The sequence below is a fragment of the Halomonas sp. MCCC 1A13316 genome (genome assembly GCF_014931605.1).
GTDB lineage: Bacteria > Pseudomonadota > Gammaproteobacteria > Pseudomonadales > Halomonadaceae > Halomonas.
Window position 1 is genome coordinate 2,577,179 of record NZ_CP053382.1, and the last position, 25,185, is coordinate 2,602,363.

The window sequence follows — 25,185 nt, forward strand, 5'->3', positions numbered from 1 at the left end:
GCATCGCCAACCTGCCTTTAACCCCACGTCTCGACTTACCCTTCGTCACGCCCCGGTACCTTCACCCCATCAAGGCTCGATGCTGCGCCCTGGGCTCGCTGCCCCAGCACGCTGAAGGAACCGTCGGTTTCCAGCACGACGGCTTCGATCCTGCTCAGATCGGCCATCCCGGCGGCGCGGGCAGCCGCTCGCACCTCGTCCCTGGTCACTCGCGCTTTCAACAGCGCATTCGGGAGATAGTCCCCCCGAAAGAACAGCAGCGCCGGTTCACCGGTAACCAGTTGCCGTACCCAACGCCAGCGAACGCTGGTCCAGGTCACGGCGAACTGCATGCCAACCAGAAGTGCGAAAGCCAAGGCCCCCTGGGCCAGGGTCACATTCTTGCTAAGCATCACGCTGGCGAGCACAGAGCCCAGCGCCACGGTCACGACGAGGTCGAAGGCGTTCATTTTCGACAGCGTGCGGCGCCCGGATATTCGCAGCAGGAACACCAGGCTGACATAGCCCAGTACGCCCAGTACTGCCGTGCGCAGCAAGGCAGCAAGAGTGTCGAAGAAGATCGGATCCAAGCAAGCCTCCATCTCAGCGGGTTCAATGTCAGCCTAGTGCAGTCAGCGAGGCATGCGCATCATGGGTAAACCCAGGCCGCCCCTACTAGACGAAACGCCCCGCCTCCGCGCAACCGGGTGCAGTCATGTCCCAACACGGCTACAATCGAGGGTCTGTTTTTCCTGGGAATATCAGAGCCGATATGTCGAACAACGCAAGCGCCCCGCGCAAGATCCTGGTCACCAGTGCCCTGCCCTACGCCAACGGCTCGATCCACCTTGGCCACTTGCTGGAGTACATCCAGACCGATATCTGGGTGCGCTTCCAGAAGAGCCGTGGACATGAGTGCCACTACGTGTGCGCCGACGATGCCCACGGCACCGCGATCATGCTGCGCGCCGAACAGGAAGGCATCACTTCCGAGGCCCTGATCGAGCGCGTTTCCAAGGAGCACCAGGCCGATTTCGCCACCTTCGGGGTCGCCTTCGACAACTATCACTCGACCCATTCCGAAGAGAACCGCTACTTCAGCGAGCTGATCTATACCCGACTGCGCGACAGCGGCCATATCGCCACCCGCGATATCGAGCAGATGTACGATCCCGTCAAGGGGCTGTTCCTGGCCGACCGATTCATCAAGGGCACCTGCCCCAAGTGCAAGACCGCCGACCAGTATGGCGACAACTGCGAGGCCTGCGGCGCCACTTACACCCCGGCGGAATTGATCGACCCGGTGTCGGCGATCTCCGGCGCCACGCCCGAAGTACGCAGCTCCACCCACTACTTCTTCAAGCTTCCCGATTTCGCCGATTTCCTCAAGCAGTGGACCCGCGGCGGTCACGTGCAGACCCAGATCGGCAACAAGCTGCAGGAGTGGTTCGAGTCCGGCCTCAACGAGTGGGACATCTCACGCGATGCACCCTACTTCGGCTTCGAGATTCCCGATGCACCGGGCAAGTACTTCTACGTCTGGCTGGATGCGCCGATCGGTTACCTGGCCAGCTTCAAGAACCTGTGCGAGCGCACCGGCATCGACTTCGATAGCTACTGGAAGAAGGACTCCGAGGCCGAGGTTTATCACTTCATCGGCAAGGACATCGTCTACTTCCATGCGCTGTTCTGGCCGGCCATGCTACACGGCGCCGAGTTCCGCACGCCTACGGCGGTGAACTGCCATGGCTTCGTCACCGTCAACGGGGCCAAGATGTCGAAGTCCCGCGGGACCTTCATCAAGGCGGCGACCTATGCCGAGCACCTGAACCCCGAATACCTGCGCTACTATTTCGCCGCCAAGCTCACCTCGCGGGTCGACGACCTCGATCTCAACCTCGATGATTTCGCTGCGCGGGTGAATGCCGACCTGGTCGGTAAAGTGGTCAATATCGCCAGTCGCTGCGCCGGATTCGTCAAGAAGCTGGGTGACGGCCAGCTTTCGACCCACTGCGCCGAGCCGGAGCTGGTCGCGCGCTTCATCGCCGTGGGTGACGGTATTGCCGAGGATTTCGAGACGCGCGAGTTCGGGCGTGCCGTACGCAAGATCATGGAACTGGCCGACGAAGCCAATACCTACATCGCCGACAAGGAGCCGTGGGTACTGGCCAAGCAGGAGGGCCGAGAGCAGGACGTCCTGGAAATCTGTTCGGTAGGCATCAACCTGTTCCGCCAGTTGATGGTCTATCTGGCCCCGGTGGTGCCGGCCATGGCCGAGCAGGCACGTCAGTTCCTGCAGCTGGACTCGTTCGATTGGGCAAGCCGTCACGCGGTGCTGCTGGGCCACGAAGTCGCCAAGTTCAAACCGTTGATGACCCGCGTCGAGCGAGAGAAGATCGATGCCATGATCGAAGCATCGAAGGAGGACCTGGTGGAAGAACAGAAACTCAAAGAAGCGGCCAAGGGGCCATTGGCTGACGACCCCATCGCCGAGCCGATCGCCTTCGACGATTTCGCCAAGGTCGACCTGCGTATCGTGCGCATCGCCAAGGCCGAGTACGTCGAGGGTGCCGACAAGTTGCTCCAACTGACCCTTGACCTGGGCGGCGAGACACGCAACGTCTTTGCCGGCATCCGCTCGGCCTATGCCCCGGAAGCCCTGGAAGGACGCCTGACCGTCATGGTGGCCAACCTGGCACCGCGCAAAATGCGCTTCGGCGTCTCCGAGGGCATGGTGCTGGCGGCTGGAAACGACGACGGCATCTATCTGCTGTCGCCGGATTCCGGCGCCGAACCCGGCCAGCGCGTCAGGTAAACAGCCTTGTTACGAGAAAAAAGCGCAGCTTCGGCTGCGTTTTTTTATAGAATGAGCTCCAAGAGCCAATTTTTTATGAGGCATGAGCAAGAACTGGCTCCTTACAACAAAAAACTTACTTTTACTAAAGCTTTGTAAGCCTGAGCCGATATCACTTGTAAGCAATTACCTACACCGGTGCCGGCAACCCTGACCCGTTGGGTGGCGGAACATCAAACAGGCATGCCTCAATGACGACAGTGCTCAATTCGTTGCGTAATCGTTTCCTGCTGTCATTGTGCGCCGTGCTGTGCCTGGCCCTGCTTGCTCTGGTACTGATAGCCCGTTATCAGATCATGCCGATCCTGCTGGAAGACGAGGAGACCTTTGCCAGCGCCGAGCTCGATCGGGCCGAGCGCGCCCTTGGCAGCGAGCTCGGTCACATGCGTCGCCTGGTGGAAGACTGGGCCTACTGGGACGATACATACGACTTCGTCAGTGGGGTAAAACCCGAGTACGTAGACTCCAATCTCTACGAAGACACCCTGGTGACCCTCGATCTGCAGCTGATGTTTTTTCTCAACAACAGTTACGAACCTTACTGGGTAGCGGGCTTCGATGAAGAGGGTGAGTTCACCTCCTGCCCCGGCTTGCAGCCTCCCTGCGATTGGGCCGCCCCCGCCGTGCAAATAATTCGTGAGCGAATCGATGGAGGGCTCGAGGAAGCCACGCATACCTGGCTGCTGTCGCTGCCACAGCTGGCCATGGGTGCCCTTTCACCGATCTACCAGAACCGGGAAGAATCGCCGCCGGCCGGCTGGCTGGCCATGATACGCCCGCTCCCCGAGCCCTGGATCGAGCAACTGCGCGATACCACAGGTATCGATCTCGCGCTCGGCACCGTCGTTGCGGGTAGTATTCCCAGCCAGCAGCTCGAACGCGTTTCGCCCACCCACATGGCCGCCAGTCGCAGCGTTACTGCCGTTCCCGCCAGCCGAGCCGTACGCATCGACGCCTTACTGCCCCGCCAACGCTACCAGGCAAGCCTGGAGACGTTTCGCTTCGCTCTCTACTGGACCGGTGGCGTGCTGATCGTCACGTTGCTGATCGTGCTGTGGCTGCTCGAACGCATGGTGCTGTTGCCGCTGCGCCAGTTTACCTACTACACCCAGAACCTCCACCAGGCGACCATGCCACCGCCAATGCCCAGTCGTCTGGTGACACGCCGTGATGAGATCGGCACCCTGGCCCGTGAATTTCGCCATCTGCTGAAACATCAGCAACAGCAGTCCGAGCAATTGCTTGAATTGTCCCGGCACGACCCCCTGACGGGCGTGGCCAACCGGCGCCTGTTCGACGAGCGATTTACCGAGGTGCTGAAGCGTCCCGGCCAGCATCACCGTACGGCGGCGATGATGATCGATATCGATCACTTCAAGCTCTACAACGACCACTACGGCCATCAGGCGGGCGATGCCTGCCTGATCGCCTTGGCGCAGTGCATGGAACATCAGCTCAGCAAGCATGGTTTCCTGGTGGCACGCACCGGCGGCGAGGAATTCAGCGTCCTGCTTCCGGACACTTCACTCGAGACCGCCCTCGGCCATGCCCGTGAGCTACTCCAGGCGATAAACGGACTGGCGTTGCCACACGAATATTCGCCGACCGACCCCAATGTAACGGTCAGCATCGGCGTTGCCATGCAGCGAGCTGACCTGACGACCCCGTCCGATATCATGCGTGCCGCCGACCAGGCCATGTACCAGGCCAAATCGGGCGGGCGCAATCGGGTGGAGGCCTATTGTACTAGCGATCAGCTCAGCCCCGTCGATCGCTAGGCTCTCGAGAGTCGCCTCCACGCCGTTTTTTTAGACACGACCAGGGTTTCTCTGTTGGAACTGGCCCGGCGGTATGCCCAGGCCGGCCCAGCAGCGTATAATGATCGGCCGCCAGCCTAGGCTGGCCTTCTACCTGCGCCCAACCTGGAGATGCCGTGACGGGCCACAGCAACTTGATCGAGGCCATCGACGCACTGCTGCCACAAACCCAGTGTGGCAAGTGCGGCCACCCGGGCTGCCGACCCTACGCCGAGGCCATCGACGCGGGCGAACCGATCAACCGCTGCCCGCCTGGCGGCGAGAAAACCGTCGCACGCCTTGCCGAGCTGACTGGACGCCCACCCCTACCTCTCGAGCAGCCCGCTCAGCTTCCGCTGTTGGCGGTCATACGCGAAGCGGAATGCATTGGCTGCACCAAGTGCATCCAGGCGTGCCCGGTGGATGCCATCCTGGGCGCCAGCAAGCGCATGCACAGCGTGATCGCCGCCGAGTGCACCGGCTGCGAACTTTGCGTTGCGCCCTGCCCCGTCGACTGCATCGACCTGGTGCCACACCCCGAATGGCAGGCCGCCAGCACCGATACCGAGCGACGAGCGTACCTGGCCCGACGGGCGCAACTGGGCCGTCAGCGGTATCAAGCACGCCAGCAACGCCTGACACGCCTCGAGCGGGAGAAGCGGCTGGAGCGGCAGCGCCGAGTGATTCGGAAGGAAACCCGCGGCTCGCATAGCGGCCCGACACCACAGCGCCAGCGCCAGATGGCCGCGAAAGCAGCAGAGCAGGCGGTACGCAGAGCTCGCCAGCAGCTCGAGCACGCCCAGCGGCAACACGACAGCGAAGCCTGCCATCGGGCCGAGGCCCAGCTTCAGCATGCCACTACCCTGCTCGAAGAAGCCCGTGCATCCCTGGCGCCCGGATCGCCATGAGCGCACCTTCGCAACGAGAGCCCTCATGAACGCTCAGAAACGCTACGAGATATTTGCTCGCCTGCGCGAACACAACCCCGAGCCGACCACGGAGCTGAACTGGAGCACGCCGTTCGAGCTGCTCACTGCCGTGCTACTCTCTGCCCAGGCCACCGACGTGGGCGTGAACAAGGCCACCGCCCGGTTGTTTCCTGTCGCCAACACGCCCCAGGCCATCATCGATCTCGGCCTCGATGCCCTCAAGCAGCAGATCAAGACCATCGGGCTCTACAACACCAAGGCCGAGAATCTGATGAAGACCTGCCGCATGCTTGTCGAGAAGCATGGCGGGGAGGTGCCACGCACCCGAGCCGAGCTCGAAGCGTTGCCGGGTGTGGGGCGCAAGACCGCCAACGTGATCCTCAATACCGCCTTCGGCGACCCTACCATTGCCGTGGACACGCACATCTTTCGCGTTGCCAACCGCACCCGCATCGCCCCCGGGAAGAACGTGAACGAAGTCGAACAGAAACTGCTGCGCCACGTGCCCAAGGAGTTTCGCCGCGATGCGCACCATTGGCTGATCCTGCACGGCCGCTATACCTGCGTGGCACGCAAGCCGCGCTGTGGCAGCTGCGTGATCGAGGATCTCTGCGAGTACAAGGAAAAAGTGGAGCTTGGTTAGGGAGCGCTGAACACATTGTCGCGCGAGATGAAGCGCTTCCCTCGCCCAGACAACTGTGCCGTGTTTTCTTCGACTAATGAAGGTTTTGCATAGTCCTGCACAGTCAGGGACGATAAGCGGTAGACAATAATAACCAGAGCCGCACCATGCCATTGCACGACCGCCCCATCGGTGAGCGTATCGAGGCGCTACTCGCCCTCTCGCGTGAGCACGCCGACACTTTTTGCAGCCCCTCGGCATGGCTCGCTCGCGAACGCTACCTGGCCAACCACCCCACGCGGATCCTGGTCATGAAGTGCATGGACGGGCGCATCCACCTGCCCCATGCCACGCGCACGCCACTGGGTATCATCACCCCGTTCCGTAACCTTGGTGGCATCTTCCACCTGGGCTGGCCCTACCTCGGCGAGATGCTCACCGATGCCGTCAACGAAGCCATCCGTGGCGGTAGCGGCGTACTGTTGATCATCAGCTATCATTTCTCCCGCGGCGAGCGGGCGCGCGGCTGTGCCGGTTTCGCTTGCGACGCGGGTGCCGCCCTGGCCCATGCTCACGAAATACGCCACCAAGCCGAACGCATCTTTGGCCGCGACCATCGTCACGTCTACCCGCTGGTATGCGGCTTCGAAACCGATACCGATGCGCTCATCGTCCACGGCGACGACGACGCCATGCTCGACATCAGCGAACTGCCCCCTGCCGAGGAGCGCGATCTCGAGCGCCGTGTCACCCGCCTGTGCCCCGACATGCCGGCCGATATTCGCCGCGACCTGCTGCCATTGCTCAAGGGCAACCTGCAGCATGTCGACTCGCTGCGCGGCACCGCCCGAGAATTCGACATCGAGCATCGCGAATGGGTGATCTGCGTCGGGAGAGGCTTCGACTTCCTGCATCTGCCCAATACCGCCCTGATCGTGGGGCCCTACAGCCCTGACCTTTCCCAGCCCATCGGCACCGCGGCGGGAATCATCGAGGCCAACATGAAGGCGGGCCGCATCCCCGACGACGGCTTCCTGCTGCTGGCCTCGACCCCGTATGAGTCGATCGGCGTGGACCGCGCCCGCGCCGAACTGAAGTCGGGCTTTCTCTCCGAGTTCGCCGCCCGGGTCATCGCCCGGGAACACCCCAGGTTGGCGGCCAGCATGATATCGCGCACCGCTGTCGTTCATTGGCCCAGCCGCAGGCTGGAACTTCTCGATCACGCATGACCGGAACGCAACGATGACGCTGCTCAAGACCCTGCTGTTGCCACCCACGCTCAACGTACTGTTGGTGCTGCTGGGATTGCTGTTAAGCCCCAGGCGATTCCTCGGCGCCCTGCTGATCCTGCTGGGGCTGTTCGGCCTGCTGCTGCTCGCCACGCCGATGGCCAGCCATTCTCTGCGCCAGGGGCTCGAGCCCTACACGACTCCGGCCCGCACCCAACTGGAGAGCGCCGAGGCGATTGTCATCCTCGGCGGCGGACGCGACTACACGGCGCCGGAATTCGGCTGGGGGGACGCCCCGGCGAATCCTACCTGGCGCCGGCTGGCCTATGGTGCCTACCTGCATCGCCAGACCGAATTGCCGTTGCTGGTCAGCGGCGGCCGAGTACATGGCGAACAAGCCGCCGAGGCGAGACTGATGGCAGCCGCCCTGCGTGATGTCTTCGACGTGCCGGTGCGCTGGTTGGAAGGCGAAAGCCGCAGCACCGCCGAGAATGCCCGTCACAGCGCCGAGATGCTGCGCGCCGACGGCATAGAGCGGGTCGCGCTGGTATCGCAGGCCTGGCATCTGCCACGGGCGGTGGCGGAATTCGAGGCTCAAGGCCTGACCGTCGTCCCCGCCCCCACCGAATTCACCAGCCCAACTCCCGATGGCCTATCTGCCTGGCTGCCGCGCGCCTATCACCTCAACCAGAGCGCGCGCGCCCTGAACGAGTGGCTGGGGCGCGCTGCGCTGCACCTGCGCAGCCTGCTGCCTTAGCACGTTACTCTAGAAGCCGATACGCTCCAGTCGCGAAGCCAGCGCCTCCAGGGCCGTGATGCCCTGCACGTCGCTCGGCAGCAGCGGCAGGCGCGGTCGCGACAGGTGAGCGAGCTGCTCGTCGATGCGTGCCAGGTAGGTCCGCTCCTGCTCCCGCCGCGCACGCAGGAAATCGCCGTCGGCATCGTCGGGTATCACCCGGTTGACCACCACCCCCGACACCGGGACCTTGACCGCCTCCAACGCTTGCACGGCCCGCACCGTCTCGAGAATCGGCAGCCGCTCGGGTGTCATCACGAACAGGAAGCCGCTCTCCTCGGCGTTCTCGATGCGCCGCCGGGCACGGTGAAACAGGCGCCGGCGCTCGATCAGGGTGCGTGCCACGTCGCGGGTACGCTCATCGAGACCGCTGAGCGGGTCCTCCCGGGGGTCGTCGAAGGGCGTGGCGACGTCACGGCCTTGCTTGGGCGTCAGATGGGAGAGCACCTTGCCCAGCTCCTCGGACTTGCGATTGTGCGCCAGCAAGCCGTCGGTCCAGGCCGCCATGGCTTCGGGCAGGGTCAGCAGGCGCAGGGTGTGCCCGGTGGGGGCAGTATCGAAGATCACCAGATCGTAGGCTGCATCATCATCCGTGACGATGCGCGACAGCCGCTCCAGCAATGCGGCTTCCTGAGTGCCCGGCGACTGGCGGGTCAGGCGCATCTGGCGCTCCAGCTCCTGCATCATTTCCGGCGCGGCGTAGCGCCGCATCTGTTCGGTGACGCGTGCCAAGTGCGCATCGACTTCGGCGTCCGGGTCGATCTCCATGGCGTCCAGGTTGGGCAGCAGGCGCCGTGGCGCATCGCCCAGCTCCCGGTCGAACACGTCGCCCAGGCTATGGGCCGGGTCGGTGGACACCACCAGCACCCGCCGCTCGCGCTGCGCGGCCAGCACGGCCAGCGACGCCGCCACCGTGGTCTTGCCCACGCCTCCCTTGCCGCCGACCCAGAGCAGGCGTTTGTCGAGTAATGCTTTCATATCGCTTCCCAGGCCATCGAGGGTTGGCTGGCGACCGGAGTTCACTCCGTCCGGCGCTGTGCCGAAACAGCTCTTCGGGGAGGCGCTGTGAACCCATCCCTGGGCGCTACCGACGCCCTGCTGCGCTCTTGCATCCTGCACCACTTGCAGGGCCGGTGCGGGCTATCCATGGCCCGCCCGTTCGGAGCAGTGCTCCTCACCCATGGCGTAGGACCTCTCCTTTGAGCTGTCCCGACGCGCCTCGCACGAAGCTCATTCACCGATGCGCCTTGCCTGTTGAAACTAGCAGCACCTGAAATGATCCAAAGGCGAACGCTCCATGCCCATGCGTCGGTGCCACGCGTGGAAGCGCTCCAGCAGCAGCGGCTGCAGCTCCAGCGTGTAATAGGCGGCCGGATTGGGCACGCCCATCATCTCGGAGAACACCAACAGCATGAACAGGTCATCCTCGTCTCGCCTCGCCCGGGCGATGGCGCCGCGATAGCGCGCGCTGTATATCTCCTCGGCGAAGAAACGAGCCTGGCTCAGCCAGGCCCCAACCCGTTCGAGACGAGAACCATGCAACTTGTCATGATCGTCGTTCATGTCAGTCTCCGGCGCTCATTCCTGCCTGGCCATGTCCGCCCGGGAACGCTTCAGCGCCGAGGCGCACTCCATCGCTACCAGGATCGCGGCGATCAACACCACGATATCCACGAACAGCAAGAAGTAGTTGCCCTCGTTGAAGAAAGTGCGCAACTGGATGACCAACGCGGCGATGGTCATCACCAGCAGGAAGCACAGCGGCGCCAGTGTGTACCACATCGGACGGCGCAGACGCACCAGCATCACCGTGACGACCAGCAGGGTCAGGCCCGCCAGCAGCTGGTTGGTGGTACCGAACAGCGGCCAGATGATCATGCCCCCGGTGCCGTCGGCCCCGCCGGCACCGAAAGCCAGCAGCAGGCAGCCACCTACGGCGAGCAGCGTGGCGGGTACGTTGCGGGTCATCCACTTCTGGTGATAGATCGCGCCCCACTCCTGGAAGATATAGCGCTGCAGGCGCAGGCCGGTATCCATGGTGGTACCGGCGAACAACGCCGCCATCACGGTCAGCAGAGTTGCCGCGGTGGCTTCGGGCAGGCCCAGGCCGTTGTGGATCATGTAGGCGCCGCCCTCGACGAAGGCGTTGACGCCGCCGGCCCCGAAGACGGTATAGACCGCCTGCCAATCGGCGAAGCTGGCAAAGCCGGCGGTCGCGGCCAGGATGGCGGCAAGCGCCAGCATGCCCTCGCCGACGGCACCGAAGTAGCCGACGAAGCGGGCATCGGTCTCCTTGTCCAGCTGCTTGGAGGTGGTACCGGAGGAAACCAGGCCATGGAAGCCGGAAATGGCACCGCAGGCGATGGTGACGAACAGCAGCGGCAGCATCGATGGCGTACCTGCCGGCAAATCCCCGTTGACCATCGGCGCCACCACGCTGGGGTTGAGCAGAACGATGGCGCCGTAGAGCACGATCAGGCCGATGAACAGCTGCAGGCCGTTGATGTAGTCCCGCGGTTGCAGCAGCACCCACACCGGCAGCATCGAGGCAATGGCGGCATAGCCGAACAGGATCAGGATCCAAACGGCGTTGCCCGAGAGTCCACCCACTTCGGCCGGCATCTGGATCGGTACCGACGGGCCGATGAAGATCAGGGCGTAGAGCGCAACGACGCCGAGAATCGACACCATCGCCAGGCTCAGAATGCGGCGGTAGATCAGTTGACCGATGATCAACGCCACCAGGATGGCGCCCCACACCGGCACCACGGCACTGGAGAAGTTCATCATCAGTCCGGCGATGACCACGGCAAAGACCGCATTCACCATTAGCAGCACGAGGAAGATGACTATCATGAAGATGCTGCGCGCCCGGGTGCCGACGACATCCCCGGTCAAGGCGCCGACCGATTTGGCCTTGTTGCGCACGCTGGCCCAGATGGCACCGGCGTCGTGCACACCGGCAAAGAACACGGTACCAAGCACGACCCACAGGAAGGCCGGCAGCCAACCCCAGATAACCGCGATGGCCGGCCCGACGATGGGCGCGGCACCTGCCACCGAGGTGAAGTGATGCCCCCAGAGAACGAATCGATTGGTCGGCACGAAATCGACCCCATCCTCGAACTCATGGGCGGGCGTGGTGAAATCCGGGTCGAGGCGATAGATCTTCGTGGCAATGAAACGGGAGTAGAGGAAATACCCCGCCGCCATCCCGGCGAGACCTAGCACCAGCAGGACGATAGCACTCATTGTGGTCAGCTCCTTATGGGAAACCTGTTCCTTTTCATCGATTCGCAGGTCATGCGAGACGTCAGGTCCGGCAGCGCGCCTTGCTCTGCTTGGAAAAGGATGCGCAGAGCGGGAGGACAAGTCCAATCTGGCATCTTTCTGCTGAAGAAAATACGACTAAAGTGGCATCTAAGTATTGCAAGGCAGGACGCTGGCAAAACGTAGCCAGATGCAGGACGATAAGGTTCGTTATGCGCTGCCATCAGATGGCGAAGAGGGAAAGTTACCCATGCAGGAAGAAGCTCAGGAAACGCCAGTTCAAGCCGAAACGGGCAAGACCCAGCCCACCATTGTCGGCATTGGCGCCTCGGCCGGAGGTCTCGCGGCCCTCAAGCGCTTCTTCGCCAACGTGCCGGAGCGGACGGGGCTAAGCTTCGTCGTCGTCATGCATCTATCGCCGGAGCATGAAAGCCACCTCGCCGACCTGCTGCAACCCTTCTGCCGGCTGCCCGTTCGGCAGGTAACAGAAACCATAGCGCTCGAACCCGATACCGTTTACGTCATCCCGCCGGGCCGCAACCTCAACACTGTCGATACGCACCTGCGCCTGTCGCAGCTCGAAGAGCGCGGCGCGAGCGCGCGCCCATCGATCACTTCTTTCGTACTCTGGCAAGTACCCACGACGGCGATTCGGTCGGCGTGATCCTCACCGGTACCGGTTCGGACGGCACGTTGGGTATCAAGGACATCAAGGGCAACGGAGGCCTGACGGTCGTACAGGACCCCAATGAGGCCGAGTTCGACGGCATGCCACAAAGTGCCATTTCGACCCGGCTCGTGGACCTGGTGCTACCGGTAGAGCAAATGGCGGGCGAAATCCTGCGTTACGTGCATACGCGCCCCAGGATTGCCATGCCGACCGAAGGCGATGTGCTGGATGAAACACAACGACATACTCTGGGCAGGATTTTCGCCCAGGTGCGCACGCGCACCGGGCGCGACTTCAGCCGATACAAGCGCTCTACCGTGATGCGGCGTATCCAGCGACGCATGCAGCTGTTGCATACCGAGGATCTCCAGGAATATGCCAGCTTGCTGAGCGAGAAGCCGGAGGAGACTCGGGCCCTGGCGGATGAGTTCCTGATCACCGTGACCAACTTCTTCCGCGACCGGGAAGTCTTCGACACCCTGGAGAAGGATGTCATCCCCACCCTCTTCAAGGGCAAGGGGCCCGAACATCAGGTGCGTATCTGGTCGGTCGGCTGCGCTACGGGTGAAGAAGCCTACTCGCTGGCCATGCTGCTGTTGGAGGAGGCCGGCCGGCACGACAACCCGCCAGGCCTGCAGATCTTTGCTTCGGATATTCACGAGGATTCCCTCAAGTCCGGACGTGACGGCTTCTACTCGGGCGACATCGAGATCGATGTCACTCCCGAGCGAGTAGACCGCTTCTTCGTCAAGGAGAACGGAGGGTTCAGGGTTCGCAAGGAAGTGCGCGAGGTCGTGGTCTTTGCCCCCCACAATCTGCTCGGCGATCCCCCCTTCTCCAAACTCGACCTGATTACTTGCCGCAACGTGATGATCTACCTACAACGCGAGGTTCAACGCGATGTGGTCGAGGTCTTTCACTACGCCCTCAACCCTGATGGCTATCTGTTGCTTGGCTCCTCAGAGACATCAGACCGCTCCGAGCTTTTCCAGGTGGCGAACAAGAAATACTGCCTCTACCGCAAGCGCAACGTGCCGACACACGACCTGCACTTGCCGGTATTTCCCCTTTCCCACGGCCGCCCGGCCATATCGGGCCAAGTGGAAAAAGCCGAGCCTGAGCAACGACAGACGCTCTCCTATGGCGCGCTTCACCAGCAGATGGTCGAACGCTATGCCCCACCGAGCATTCTGATAAACACCGATCACACGGTCGTCCACTTCTCGGAAAATGCCGGCCGCTACCTCGTTCATCCCGGGGGCACTCCTACGTCGAACCTCTTCAAGCTGATACGTGAAGAGCTGCGCCTGGACCTGCGCGCAGCGCTGGTTGGGATCGACAAGAACGGCCATGCCGTGCGCACCAAGCCCATTGCCCTGCGCCTGGAGGGTGACATTCGCCATGTGGTGGTCCATTTCCGTCCTCCCGAAGAAACCAAGGACCAGGGCCTGACCCTGGTGATCTTCGAGGAGCGTACGCAAGAAGACATCCCACGCAGGTTGCCGGCAATCCATCAAGAAATTGGCGCACCGTCACAGTCGCTCGAAGAGGAACTGGATCTCAATAAACAGCGGCTGCAGGCGGTCATCGAGGAGTACGAGACCAGCCAGGAGGAGATGAAGGCAGCCAACGAGGAGCTTCAGTCGGCCAACGAGGAGCTGCGCTCGGCCATGGAGGAATTGGAAACCTCAAAGGAGGAGCTCCAATCGATGAACGAAGAGCTGGCGACGGTGAACCAGGAGAACCGCCACAAGGTGGAAGAGCTCAGCCAGCTTTCGAGCGATCTCCAGAACCTGCTCTCCGCTACCGATATTGCCACGATCTTCCTCGATCGGAAATTCCGTATCCTGCGCTTCACACCGCAGGTTGGAACGCTGTTCAACATTCGCACCACTGATCGGGGCCGGCCGCTCTCCGATCTTACCCACCGCCTGGGCTACGAACAATTGTTGGGTGATGCCCGGCAAGTGCTGGAGCGGCTGATACCCATCGATCGCGAGGTCAGAGATACCGAAGATCGCTGGTACCTTACCCGCGTTCGTCCCTACCGCAGTAGCGATGATCATATCGGTGGCGTGGTGATCACTTTCATTGACATCACCGAGCGCAAGAACTCCGAGTTGAGCCTGCGTGAAAGCGAGGAGCGCTTCCGCCTGCTCGTGGACACCTCGGCTCAGATCGTCTGGAGTACTGCTGCCAACGGCGAAATCGTCGAGGATTCTCCCTCCTGGCGAGCTTATACGGGACAGACTTTCCAACAATTCCAGGGCATCGGCTGGACCGATGCCGTCGCCCCCGAAGATCGCGAGCGGGTGCATGCCCTGTGGCGTCATGCAGTTGCCACGGGCGAGCCCCTGCATACCGAGTTTCGTATCTTACACGCCGCGAGCGGGGAGTATCGCTGGACGGAGGTGCGCGCAGATGCCCTGCGCGCGCCCGACGGCACGATTCGCGGCTGGGTGGGCATGAACAGCGACATCAACGAGCACAAGCTTGCCGAACAGTCGCTCCAGGAGATCAACGAGACCCTGGAGGCGCGGGTGGAAGAGCGGACCCTGCAGGTCCGTCAGTTGGCTTCGAAACTGACGATGGCGGAGCAAGAGGAACGCCGCCGCGTCTCCCAGATCCTGCACGACAACCTGCAGCAGCTGCTCTATGGCCTGCAGATGAAGACCCGCATGCTGGAAGAGAAGCTCGAGGCGGCGGGCCACCTGGAATTGACCGAAGCCGTTGCAGGAACACACTCTTGGCTACAGGAAGCCATCGAGACGACCCGACAGCTGACGGTCGATCTCAGCCCGCCAATACTCAAGAATGAAGGCTTGGCCGACGCCATCGGCTGGCTGAAGCGCCAGATGCAGCAATTGCACAGCCTGGAGATCGAACTCGAAACACTCAACCCGCCAGTTACGTCCAACGAAAACCTCCGGGTTCTGCTGTTCCAGGTGGTGCGTGAACTCCTCTTCAACATCAAGAAGCATGCCAATGTCGATCGGGCACGCGTCGAACTGGACCAGGCCGATGAACGTATCCTGATACGGGTCAGCGACTCGGGGCAGGGGTTCACCTCGGAGGTAATGGAAGACAGGCATGGTTCCGGATTCGGCCTCGTGAGCGTGCGTGAGCGGCTGCGGCTGCTGGGTGGAGACATGGAAATCAATTCGGCGCCAGGCGAAGGAACGACTATTCTCATATGGGTACCGGCAACGCCGTCTTGGCAGTAGCTCCACGAGTCGCTGCGCAACGTCTGACTACACAAAGGATCTCAGGGTATGGATACCACAGCGCGCATACTGATCGTCGAGGATCACTCCTTCATGCTGGCCATGCTGCAGGAGTACATTGAGCAGGAAGAGGATTTCGAAGTCTGTGGCACATTCGGCTCCGGCGAGGCCGCGCTGGAAAGCCTCACCGAGAACGTGCCCGACTTCGTGATCGCCGATCTCTCTCTTCCCGGTATCAGCGGACTGGAGTTGATCAGCTCGGTCAAGGAGCGCTATCCCTCCCTGCCCTGCGCCATTCTCTCGGGCCATAGCGAGCGGCATTATGCCGATCAGGCCATGACGGCCGGTGCCCAAGGCTACCTGCTCAAGGGCGATCCGGACGAACTGCCGGTGGCCATACGGCACATGCTGCAGGGCCAGCGCTACATCAGCCCAGCGCTGCACTACTGAGCTCGCCCTATTCGAGTGCCGGACGGCCCAGCATATCCGACCGGCTCGTCATCGAGGCTCGATCCAAGGTCTTACTGTCACGGGCATGGGTTAGACGTTACGCTGCCAGTAACGCCAGCCCGGATAGCGAGACACTCATGCAAGACATCCTTCTTCAGCTTGCCATGGCCGGTAGCTTCGGTGCCTTCGTCGGCCTGTTGTTTCGCGTCACCCGCCAGCCCGGCCAGGCAAGCGCCTTCAGGTTCACGCTGGTGGGCCTCGCCGCCGGCATCACCGCGTACCTGATCTTTTACATCCTGACCCGCACGACCGGCGCCCCTGCCTGGTTGCTGCCGCTGTTGGTGCTGCTGCAGGTGTGGCTGTGGCTCGGCCCGCTGGGGCCAAAGCCGAGACGCATCGGCAAGGATAGCGACGAGCCGCGCTGACCATCCATCCCGGCCACACTTTCCCGCTACCCGAGCAACGCTCCATCAGCCACAGGCGGGCTCTTCTGCCAAGGTCGTCTTTGCTGCACTTGCCGCGCGCACTAGACTGGTAATCAACAAGATACCAATATGCTTCGAGGAGTCATGAATGGCCAAGGTGCTGGTGGTGGACGATGAGCCGAACATCGTCCTGTCGCTGGAGTTCCTGATGCAGCAGGCCGGTTTCGAGGTGGATACGGCCGAAGACGGCGAAGGCGCCCTGGCCAAGGTCGACCAGTCTCCCCCCGACCTGATCCTGCTCGATATCAGCCTGCCCGGCATCAGCGGCTTCGACGTGCTTGAACAGCTCCGCCAGGATGCACGCCACGCCAGGCTGCCCATCATCATGCTCACGGCCCATGGGCGCGAAGTGGAACGGGAAAAGGGATTGGCGCTCGGCGCCGATGATTATGTCACCAAGCCCTTCTCGACCCAGGCACTGGTACAGAAGGTCAAAACCCTGCTGGCCGAGGGCACCTGATGAGGGGGGGCAAGCTGCCCAAGCGTCAGCGTCTGATCGGCCTGTGGCTATTGCTCAGCGGTATCAGCCTGCTGGGTGGCGCCATTTTCGCTGCCTGGCTCGATAGTCTGTTCCAACCCCAGGGCTTCGCCCGCCTCGTGCTGTGGCTCGGCTGTTTCTCCGGAGGCGGCACCATCTTCCTGGTTGGGCTGCTGCTCGAGCGCATGCTGTTCACTCCACTGCGCCATCTTCAGGTTCAACTGGCACGCCTCGTGGCCAACCCGGATGCCCGCGAGGACTACCCTCCCGAAGGCTGGCTGCGCGGCCTGGGCCCCGACCTGCTGCGTGTGCGAGAAGCCTGGCGCAGCGATCGTCAACGCCTGGCCACGGCCCACGCCGAAGGCGCTCGCAGCGCGGCGCGCATACGCCAGGAGCTCGAGACACTACTGCAAGTACTCGATACGCCACTGCTGCTATGCGACCACCACCGTCGGCTATTGCTGTTCAACCAGGCCGCCGAGACGTTGCTCGGAAGGCATCCCGGGCTCGGGCTAGGCAAGCGACTGGATGCCTTGCTGCCGATAGCGAGCCTGCAGGATGCGCTGGGACAGTTGCCGAGAGACGGCTCACCGCGCGAGTTGCTGATTCCTTGCGATGAGCGCTGGCTGCACATGGTGATGCGCCGGGTACCGCAGAGCAACGGCGAGACGCTGTTGACCCTGACCGATGCCACCGCCGCCTGGACCAGCGAGATGGGCGCACGGGCCGGCCTGGCAGAGCACATGGCGCCGCTGCGTCGGCACGGTGCCAGCCTGGCCAGTGCCGCCGAGGCACTGGGCAGCGTACGCCATGCCAGGCACATCGACGATACGTTGCAGCGCCGCCTGGAGGCGGTGATCGACGAGGAGAGCCGCGCCCTGGGCGACGAGATCGAAAAACTCGGCCGCCTGATCGAGGACATGCAGCAGCAGGGCGAGCGGCTGGTGCCGCTGTGGTCCAACGACCTGTGGCAGTCGCTCAATGAACGACTCGACGACACTCCCTTCGAGGTTCTACCCATCGGCATGCCCGCCTGGTTCAAGGGCGATGCCCCGGCGCTACTGGTCATGCTGGTGGCACTGCTGCAGCGGTTGAGCGAGCATGCCGGCACCACGCACTTCGAGGGCGAGATCCTGATCGGCAACCGCCGCGTCTATCTCGATCTGGTCTGGCCCGGCAAACCGTGGCCGCAGCGGGAACTGGCGGCATGGTGCGAACAGCGACTCGAGACGCTGCCCCTCTCACCGCGAATCGGCGATTTGCTGCGTCAGCACGCCAGCGATGCCTGGAGCCTGGCGGATGGCGATGGGGAGCACGCCCGCCTGCGCCTGCCGCTACCCGCCGTGGATCGCGTCGGCGCACCGCCCAGCCAGTTGCCGCCGCGCCCCGAGTTTCATGATTTCGGCATCGCCGATTTGCCACCCCCCGATGCCGAACTCGCCCGCTGTCCGCTACGAGCACTGGAAATCGTGGCTTTCGATACCGAAACCACCGGGCTCGAGCTGCGCCGGGGCGACTGTGTGGTCAGCCTCGGCGCCTGCCGTATCGTCAACGCCCGGTTGCTGGCCGATGACGTCTTCGATACGCGGGTCGATCCCGGCAAGCCGATTCCTCCCGCCAGTACCGCCATACACGGCCTTACCGACGCCGATGTAGCCGGCGCCCCGCCGTTGCCGGTGATCCTGCCGCGCTTCCGCGACTATATCGGTGACGCCGTGATTCTGGCCCACAATGCCGCTTTCGATTTGCTGGCCCTGCAGCCCACCGGAAGCGGCACGTCGCTGGAAATGCCGGTGCTCGATACGCTGTTGCTCTCCCGAGCCCTCGACGAGAGCCTGGACGGCCACGACCTGGACACGCTCGCCGAGCGCTACGACTTGAGCTTCCCTCCGGGTACCCGACATACGGCGCTTGGCGATGCACGAGTGACGGCCGAGCTGTGGCTGGCACTGCTTCCTCGACTCGAAGCCCGCGGTATCGAAACCCTCGAGCAGGTACTGGCCCTTCAGGCCACCGCCTTCGACCGGGAGGACGCCTGTACATGAGCGGCTCCGGCCCCCATGCCCGGCTGGTGGCATTGATCGGCCTGGCCGCCCTGCTCTTCTCGCCGCCGCTGGTACTGATCTTCGATCGTCCCTCATCCACCGGGCTTTCATGGCTGCCACTCTACTTGTTCGTGGCCTGGCTGGTGGTCATCGCCCTGGCCGCCTGGCTGATGGAGCATCGGCAGGAGGAAAGCTGACACGATGAGAACCGAGCCGGTAGTGCTGACGGTCGCCTTCGGCTACCTGGCGCTGCTGTTCGTGATCGCGGCCTGGGGAGACCGGCGCGCCGAACAGGGCCGTACGGTGATCGGCTCGCCTACCGTCTATGCGCTTTCGATCGCCGTTTACTGCACCGCCTGGACCTTCTACGGCAGCGTAGGTCGGGCGGCGGTATACGGTCCCAGCTTCCTGTTGATCTATCTGGGGCCGACGCTCGCCATGCTGATGGCACCGCTGCTGATCCGTAAGATGGTGCGGATCGCCAGCACTCAGCGCATCACCTCCATTGCCGACTTCATCAGCGCCCGCTACGGCAAGAGCTCCAGCCTGGGTGCGCTGGTGGCACTGATCGCGCTGATCGGCATCACGCCCTATATCGCTCTCCAGCTCAAGGCGATAACCCTCAGCCACGCGGTACTGGTCAACTATCCCGAAGCCGCCGAGTTCCGCCTCGTCGAGGAGAGCTTCTGGGCCGACAAGTCGTTCTGGGTGGCGCTGGTGCTCGCCGTGTTCATTATTCTTTTCGGCACCCGGCACCTGGATGCCAGCGAGCGTCACGAGGGCATGGTGGCGGCCATCGCCTTCGAGTCGCTGGTCAAGCTGGTGGCGTTCCTCACCGTCGGCGTCTTCGTCACGTTCGTGCTGTTCAACGGACCCGGCGATCTGTTTCGCCAGGTTGCCGACACACCCGAGCTGAGCGGTGCCCTGAGCCTCGATGTGGTTCCCGGCGGGGCCATTGGCTGGGTCGGCACCCTGGTGCTGGCTTTCCTGGCCTTTCTCACCCTGCCGCGTCAGTTCCAGGTGTTGGTGGTGGAGAACGTCGATGAGCGTCATCTCAAGCGTGCCAGTTGGCTGTTTCCGCTCTACCTGGTGGCGATCAACCTGTTCGTGATCCCCATCGCCATGGCCGGCCTGTTGCTGCCGATGGGCAACAGCGACCCCGACAGCTTCGTGCTGACCCTGCCGCTCTCGGCCGGCATCGACGGCATTCCCCTGCTGGTCTTCATCGGGGGGCTCTCAGCAGCCACCAGCATGGTGATCGTCGAGACCATCGCGCTCTCCACCATGGTCAGTAACCAGCTGATCATGCCGCTGTTGCTGCGCTCCAAGCGGCTCCACCTGAACTCCCAGGGAGAGCTGGCCGGTTGGCTGCTGGGCATTCGCCGGGTAGCGATCGTGTTGATCCTGTTGCTGGGTTACCTCTACCACGCCTTGATCGGAGACTCCTACAGCCTGGTGACCATCGGTCTGGTGTCGTTCGTCGGGGCCGCTCAGTTTGCCCCCGCCATGCTGATCGGTATGTACTGGCGCGGCGCAACCCGGGCTGGCGCGACGCTGGGACTGTTGGCCGGCTTCATCAGTTGGATCTACACCCTGCTGCTGCCGGGCTTCGCCCAGTCGGGTTGGCTCGACGCCACTTTCCTCGCCCAAGGGCCATTCGGCCTCGAATGGCTACGCCCCTATGCCCTGTTCGGCCTGGAAGGCTTCGACATCTATAGCCACGCCCTGTTGTGGAGCCTGCTGGCCAACGTCGGCTTGCTGGTCGGCGTGTCGTTGTTCACCCGCCAGAGCCCGGTGGAGCAGACCCAGGCGGCGCTGTTCACCGAAGCCATGAACCCGGGGCTCGAACACACTTCGCTCTGGCGCGGCCAAACCACCCGCGGCGAGCTCAAGAGCCTGCTCAGCCGCTACCTGGGCGCCGTCGCCACGGCGCGGATACTGGCCAACCCGCAGGACAGCCAGGCCGACGAGACTCCCGCCCCGCCGGCGCTGATCGCCCGTGCCGAACAGGCCCTGTCGGGCGCCCTGGGCAGCGCTTCGGCCAGGGTTCTGATCAATTCGGTGGTACGCGGCGAGGCGCTGGACCTGGAGGCGATTCTCAGCATTCTTGACACTACCTCGCAGACGCTGGAGTACAACCGCCGCCTGGAGCAGAAATCCAACGAGCTGGCGCGAATCGGTGAGGAGCTGCGCGCGGCCAACGAGCGCCTGCGCGAACTCGACCGTCTCAAGGACGAGTTCGTCGCCATGGTCAGCCACGAGCTGAGGACACCGCTCACCTCGATCCGCGCCTTCGCCGAGATCCTGCGCGACGGCAAGGACCTGCCGGAGGAGAAGCGCATCCACTTCCTCGAGGTCGTGGTACTGGAGAGCCAACGGCTTTCACGCCTGATCGAAGAGATCCTCGACCTGGCGCGGCTGGAAAGCGGACGACTGACGCTCTCTCCCCAGCGGCTCGACCTGGCGGCGCTGGTGCACCACAGTGTGGATGCCGTGCATCGGCTGCAGGAGGATCGCGGCGTTACGCTCGAAGTCGACCTGGAACTCGACGAGGCGCCGGTGATCGGCGACCCCGATCGCCTGGAACAGGTGATCATCAACCTGCTCGACAATGCCGGCAAGTTCGCCGACGACGACGATCCGCGCGTGCGCCTCCACCTGGCCCGGCACAAGAATAACTTCAGGTTGAGCGTCGAGGACAACGGACCGGGTATTGCCCCTGACGAGCGTGAACGGGTGTTCGAGAAGTTCCACCAGATCAAGCGCTACGGCGCCAGCAGCGGCAAGGCCCACGGCCGCCCACGTGGCAGCGGCCTGGGACTGCCGATCAGCCGCGGCATCGTGGCCCACCTGGGGGGACGGCTATGGGTCGACGATGCCCCGACGCTAGAGGGCGCCTGCCTGATCATGGAACTGCCGGAAGCGATCGAGGAAACAGGACAGGCCTGACACAGCAGTACATTCAAGTTAAGCCCCTCCCTGCCGATAAAGCGCTATCGGCCTGATTGAGCTCACATCATTCACTGCCCGTTCCTCCCAATAACAACAATCGCTGTTCCGTAAACACTCCCGCCTTGCCTGCGCCAAGGCGGTAACTAGTATCGCCCGGCTGTTAGCCGGCAATGGCGAAACATAGAGAAGCCCCCCTGCAAGAGAGCTATTGATGACAGTCCTGTCCCGTTTGACCTTGACCCAGAAGTTGCTTGGTGCGGTTGGCCTACCCCTGTTGGCAGCCTTCCTGGCGCTTGGCTTGATCGTTCATACCCAGCTGAATGCCGCCATCCCCCCCATGGTGGAAAATAACAGCATGCGCCAGGTCGAGGCGCGTGCCGACGAGATCGGCCGCTGGCTCACCGGCTACCGGACCCTGCTGACAGGCCTGGCGAAGGATGAACGCCTGGCTGAACCGGTTCCAGTGGAGGCGCACCTGGAATGGCTGAAGGCTCGCCATCCCGGTGATGCCACCATCGAATCGCTCTATTTTGCCGATGCCACTGGCGATACCGTGACGCATACGGGCGCCCGTGCCGATATCTCAGGCAGGGGCTATTTCAAGGAGCTGGTCCTGGACGGCACCACCGACAGGATGCTCGGGGACCCGGTTCTATCGCTGGTCAGCGGACTACCCACAGCAATCATCGCCGAAGCGGTCTTCGATGCCCAAGGCAACCGCATCGGGCTATTAGGCATTACCCTTTCCATGGCGGCGGCATCCGAGATCACCTCGTCCATCGATGTCGGCGACGGCAGCTACGGTTATATGGTCGATCGAAGCGGCATGGTGGTAGCGCATCCGGATCCTGATGTACGCATGGCATTGCGCGTCACCGAAGCTGACCAGGCGGGTTTTGTGGGGGCCGATGCCCTGGGTCGACAGATGATGGAAGGCCAGGCAGGAACGGGCCAAGTGACTTCGCCCTTCGGAGGTGCGGTAACCATGGTCTGGAACCCGATCGCCGGCACCGACGGTTGGGCACTGGCAGTGGCCATACCCAATGCCGTTTTCACCAGCGTCAGCCGTAACCTGCTTGTCTCTCTGATGCTGGCAGGCGCTTTAACTCTGGCCTTGCTGCTGGGCATCGTGTTCATTTCAGCTCGCCAGGTACTGTCTCCGATCCGTCGTACGACTCTGGCCATGGCCGATATCGCTCAGGGCAAGGGCGACCTGACCCAGCGCCTGAAGGTGGATAGCCGGGACGAAGTAGGCCAGCTCGCCGTGCAATTCAATGCCTTCGTCGAGCGCATGCAGAACACGCTGCTGCAGGTACGGGAAAATGCGCGGATGGTACTGGCCGGCTCAGGCGATATCGCCGATGGTACCCAGGAGCTTTCCTCACGCACCGAGCAGGCGGCAGCCAACCTGCAGGAGACCTCAGCATCGATGGAAGAAATCCACTCCACGGTGTCGCATACGGCCCAAGCTTCCGAACAGGCCAATGGCCTGGCCGTGAATGCCGCGGGCGTTGCCGAGCGCGGCAGCGAAGCCATGACCGAAATGAGCTCCAAGATGGCTGCCATCGACGAATCTGCCAATAAGATTAGCAATATCATCGGCCTGATCGACTCGATCGCCTTCCAGACCAATATTCTTGCCTTGAATGCCTCGGTGGAGGCTGCCCGTGCCGGGGAACATGGGCGGGGATTCGCCGTGGTCGCACAGGAAGTCCGCAACTTAGCCAGCCGCTCCTCCGATGCGGCAAAAGACATTCGCCATCTGATCGATACCTCGGTCAAGCATACCCAGGAAGGCAATACGATCGTACAGGGCGTGGAAAAACGCATGGAGGAACTGCGCCAGAGCGTGATCCAGGTATCCGATGTGATCAGCGAGATCACTGCCGGAGCACGAGAACAGACGGCAGGCATCGAACAGGTCAATACTGCCGTGGCCGAGATGGATACCATGACCCAGCAGAATGCCGCCATGGTGAGCCAGAGTGCCAGGTTGGCCGCCACCATGCACGAGAACGCGTCGCGACTGGATGTACTGATGTCCGAGTTCGTGCTGGGAGACGGAGACGGTGATGCCAACTGGTCACCCCGCACCCAACGCCAGCAGAGCCCAACTCCCGCGGTTACTTCACCTATCCTACCCAAGCCGGTGGCGGACCCGAAGCCAAAGCCCAGAGAAACACGTCTTGAAGAGGAATGGGAAACCTTCTGACATGATCTTAACGGCAGGTAGTCGCCGCCATTTGGGAGGCGACTATCTGCCGGCTCCACGCTGCGCGACACGAACCAGGCTGCGTATCACCTGCATGTCATGTCGCAGCAGAATTCGCTGGTCGTCCTCAAGCTTGGCCAAGTCGATCCAGCCATCGGCTGCGCCGCCCGCCTTCAGGCTCGCCAGCTGTGCTGCAAGCAGCCGCTCCTGCAGGCGCTCCATGGCTGCGATTCCCACCCTGGCCTGGCGCGCCGAGAGTGCTTGTTTCGCCACCAGCGCCGACAGCCTGAGGCGGGTATCGGACACGCTCACACCATGACGCAGCGACAGCAGGCGCACCGCACTGACCAGCGGCAGCAAACCCTGGCGCTTGAGGTTGAGAGCGTTTTCATGCGGCGCCTCCTCGCCGTCCCCGGCGAGTCGGCCGAAGCGGTCCAGCGCCACGGGTACCTCGTTGAGCAGGCTCGCCATTTCATCGAGGAACAAGCCGGAATGGGGCATGAGCCGTGCGACCTGCTCGGCTAACGCTTCGGCCAGGTCGGTATCGCCGTATACCGGATGAAAATCGAGCAGGATGTTGCTCTGCTGGACACGCTTCACCCGGCGATCCCGAGTCCATAGCGCAAGCTGCTCGCACCATTCCGAGAGGCGTTTGCGCCACATCGGCCAGCGCGCCATCACATGACCGTTGCACAACGGAATGCCGGCCTCGTCGAGTCGCGCGGTGAAGCGCTCGCCAAGTGCCTGGAAGAAACCGTCGATCTCGGTATGGCGAGCGTCCGGGTAGTCGGCCACGATCATGGCGTTGTCCTGGTCCGGTCCCAGCAGGCTTTCATGCCTCCCGATGGAGCCAAGCGTCAACACGCAGAATGCTACGGGCGGCTCACCCCAGCCGAGCCCCAGCATCTCGTCGAGGGAGAGCTGGATTGCCCGACGGTAGAGCTGGGCATTATGGTCACTGATCAGTTGGCTGATGCGCCAGGCCGGCAGATCGAGCCGCTGCAGGGCCTCGACCAGCTGCAATTGCCAGGCGTGGGCGGTGGGCAGGTCGGGGCTCGGTCCCAGCTCGTCCAACGCTTCGCGTAGTGGCTCCAACAAGCTGGCCAGCTCCGGCAGTTTGTCGCCGACGAAGAGTTCGCGCCAGGGTGAAGCCCGATGCAGCACTTGCATAACGTCTCCCATCGCATCCACGTC

Annotated in this window: 19 protein-coding genes and 1 pseudogene; 15 read left to right on the top strand and 5 right to left on the bottom strand. The window is 62.9% G+C overall.

Annotated elements, in window-relative coordinates; translation table 11 throughout:
- Window positions 1-35: 35 nt before the first annotated feature.
- Window positions 36-569 carry a DUF421 domain-containing protein gene (locus tag HNO52_RS11920; RefSeq protein ID WP_197565523.1) on the bottom strand — a complete coding sequence of 178 codons (534 nt, stop codon included), beginning with the start codon at window positions 567-569 and terminating at the stop codon, window positions 36-38.
- Window positions 570-751: 182 nt separating this feature from the next.
- On the opposite strand from HNO52_RS11920, the gene metG reads away from it, so the two are divergent.
- The 6 genes from metG to HNO52_RS11950 all read left to right on the top strand — a co-directional run bounded on the left by metG (window position 752) and on the right by HNO52_RS11950 (window position 8,166).
- Window positions 752-2,794 carry a methionine--tRNA ligase gene (gene metG / locus HNO52_RS11925; RefSeq protein ID WP_197565524.1) on the top strand — a complete coding sequence of 681 codons (2,043 nt, stop codon included), beginning with the start codon at window positions 752-754 and terminating at the stop codon, window positions 2,792-2,794.
- A gap of 230 nt (window positions 2,795-3,024) precedes the next feature.
- Complete coding sequence (locus HNO52_RS11930; protein ID WP_197565525.1) at window positions 3,025-4,611, top strand: diguanylate cyclase domain-containing protein; 1,587 nt, start codon at window positions 3,025-3,027, stop codon at window positions 4,609-4,611.
- 155 nt (window positions 4,612-4,766) lie between these two features.
- Window positions 4,767-5,537 carry an RnfABCDGE type electron transport complex subunit B gene (locus HNO52_RS11935; RefSeq protein ID WP_197565526.1) on the top strand — a complete coding sequence of 257 codons (771 nt, stop codon included), beginning with the start codon at window positions 4,767-4,769 and terminating at the stop codon, window positions 5,535-5,537.
- 25 nt (window positions 5,538-5,562) lie between these two features.
- The gene (gene nth / locus HNO52_RS11940) at window positions 5,563-6,201 is read left to right on the top strand and encodes an endonuclease III (RefSeq protein ID WP_197565527.1); all 639 of its coding nucleotides are present in this window, start codon (window positions 5,563-5,565) and stop codon (window positions 6,199-6,201) included.
- A 146-nt stretch (window positions 6,202-6,347) separates the two neighbouring features.
- Window positions 6,348-7,409, top strand: coding sequence for a carboxysome shell carbonic anhydrase domain-containg protein (locus HNO52_RS11945; RefSeq protein ID WP_197565528.1), 1,062 nt, complete (start codon window positions 6,348-6,350; stop codon window positions 7,407-7,409).
- A 13-nt stretch (window positions 7,410-7,422) separates the two neighbouring features.
- Entirely contained in the window at window positions 7,423-8,166 is a 744-nt protein-coding gene (locus HNO52_RS11950) for a YdcF family protein (protein WP_197565529.1), read from the top strand.
- Between the two features lie 9 nt (window positions 8,167-8,175).
- Here the strand turns inward: HNO52_RS11950 and HNO52_RS11955 are convergent, their stop codons facing one another.
- The 3 genes from HNO52_RS11955 to HNO52_RS11965 all read right to left on the bottom strand — a co-directional run bounded on the left by HNO52_RS11955 (window position 8,176) and on the right by HNO52_RS11965 (window position 11,457).
- On the bottom strand, window positions 8,176-9,183 hold the full coding sequence (locus tag HNO52_RS11955; protein ID WP_197565530.1) for an ArsA family ATPase: 1,008 nt from the start codon (window positions 9,181-9,183) through the stop codon (window positions 8,176-8,178).
- Window positions 9,184-9,465: 282 nt separating this feature from the next.
- The gene (locus HNO52_RS11960; RefSeq protein WP_197565531.1) at window positions 9,466-9,768 is read right to left on the bottom strand and encodes a cory-CC-star protein; all 303 of its coding nucleotides are present in this window, start codon (window positions 9,766-9,768) and stop codon (window positions 9,466-9,468) included.
- Window positions 9,769-9,783: 15 nt separating this feature from the next.
- Window positions 9,784-11,457, bottom strand: a complete 1,674-nt coding sequence (locus tag HNO52_RS11965) for a carbon starvation CstA family protein (protein WP_197565532.1) — start codon at window positions 11,455-11,457, stop codon at window positions 9,784-9,786.
- A 268-nt stretch (window positions 11,458-11,725) separates the two neighbouring features.
- Between HNO52_RS11965 and HNO52_RS21480 the strand changes: the two are divergent.
- From HNO52_RS21480 to HNO52_RS12010, 9 genes and pseudogenes are all read left to right on the top strand, one after another.
- A pseudogene (locus tag HNO52_RS21480) lies at window positions 11,726-12,255 on the top strand (chemotaxis protein CheB); the annotation flags it as partial.
- Window positions 12,256-12,348: 93 nt separating this feature from the next.
- On the top strand, window positions 12,349-15,369 hold the full coding sequence (locus tag HNO52_RS11975; RefSeq protein ID WP_442907177.1) for a CheR family methyltransferase: 3,021 nt from the start codon (window positions 12,349-12,351) through the stop codon (window positions 15,367-15,369).
- A gap of 48 nt (window positions 15,370-15,417) precedes the next feature.
- A complete protein-coding gene (locus HNO52_RS11980; protein ID WP_197565535.1) occupies window positions 15,418-15,819 on the top strand; it encodes a response regulator transcription factor in 402 nt (133 codons plus the stop codon).
- A 137-nt stretch (window positions 15,820-15,956) separates the two neighbouring features.
- Window positions 15,957-16,244 carry a hypothetical protein gene (locus HNO52_RS11985; protein ID WP_197565536.1) on the top strand — a complete coding sequence of 96 codons (288 nt, stop codon included), beginning with the start codon at window positions 15,957-15,959 and terminating at the stop codon, window positions 16,242-16,244.
- A 148-nt stretch (window positions 16,245-16,392) separates the two neighbouring features.
- Window positions 16,393-16,764: a response regulator transcription factor gene (locus HNO52_RS11990; protein WP_197565537.1), complete on the top strand. Its 372-nt coding sequence runs from the start codon at window positions 16,393-16,395 to the stop codon at window positions 16,762-16,764.
- On the top strand, window positions 16,764-18,827 hold the full coding sequence (locus HNO52_RS11995) for a 3'-5' exonuclease (protein WP_197565538.1): 2,064 nt from the start codon (window positions 16,764-16,766) through the stop codon (window positions 18,825-18,827). The genes HNO52_RS11990 and HNO52_RS11995 overlap by 1 nt, the downstream gene beginning before the upstream one ends.
- The gene (locus HNO52_RS12000) at window positions 18,824-19,024 is read left to right on the top strand and encodes an Asp23/Gls24 family envelope stress response protein (RefSeq protein ID WP_197565539.1); all 201 of its coding nucleotides are present in this window, start codon (window positions 18,824-18,826) and stop codon (window positions 19,022-19,024) included. The genes HNO52_RS11995 and HNO52_RS12000 overlap by 4 nt, the downstream gene beginning before the upstream one ends.
- 4 nt (window positions 19,025-19,028) lie before the next feature.
- Window positions 19,029-21,776 carry an ATP-binding protein gene (locus HNO52_RS12005; RefSeq protein ID WP_197565540.1) on the top strand — a complete coding sequence of 916 codons (2,748 nt, stop codon included), beginning with the start codon at window positions 19,029-19,031 and terminating at the stop codon, window positions 21,774-21,776.
- 214 nt (window positions 21,777-21,990) lie between these two features.
- Window positions 21,991-23,991 carry a methyl-accepting chemotaxis protein gene (locus tag HNO52_RS12010; protein WP_197565541.1) on the top strand — a complete coding sequence of 667 codons (2,001 nt, stop codon included), beginning with the start codon at window positions 21,991-21,993 and terminating at the stop codon, window positions 23,989-23,991.
- A gap of 42 nt (window positions 23,992-24,033) precedes the next feature.
- Here HNO52_RS12010 and HNO52_RS12015 read toward each other — a convergent pair whose 3' ends face one another.
- Window positions 24,034-25,161, bottom strand: a complete 1,128-nt coding sequence (locus tag HNO52_RS12015; RefSeq protein WP_197565542.1) for a DUF294 nucleotidyltransferase-like domain-containing protein — start codon at window positions 25,159-25,161, stop codon at window positions 24,034-24,036.
- Between the last annotated feature and the right edge of the window lie 24 nt (window positions 25,162-25,185).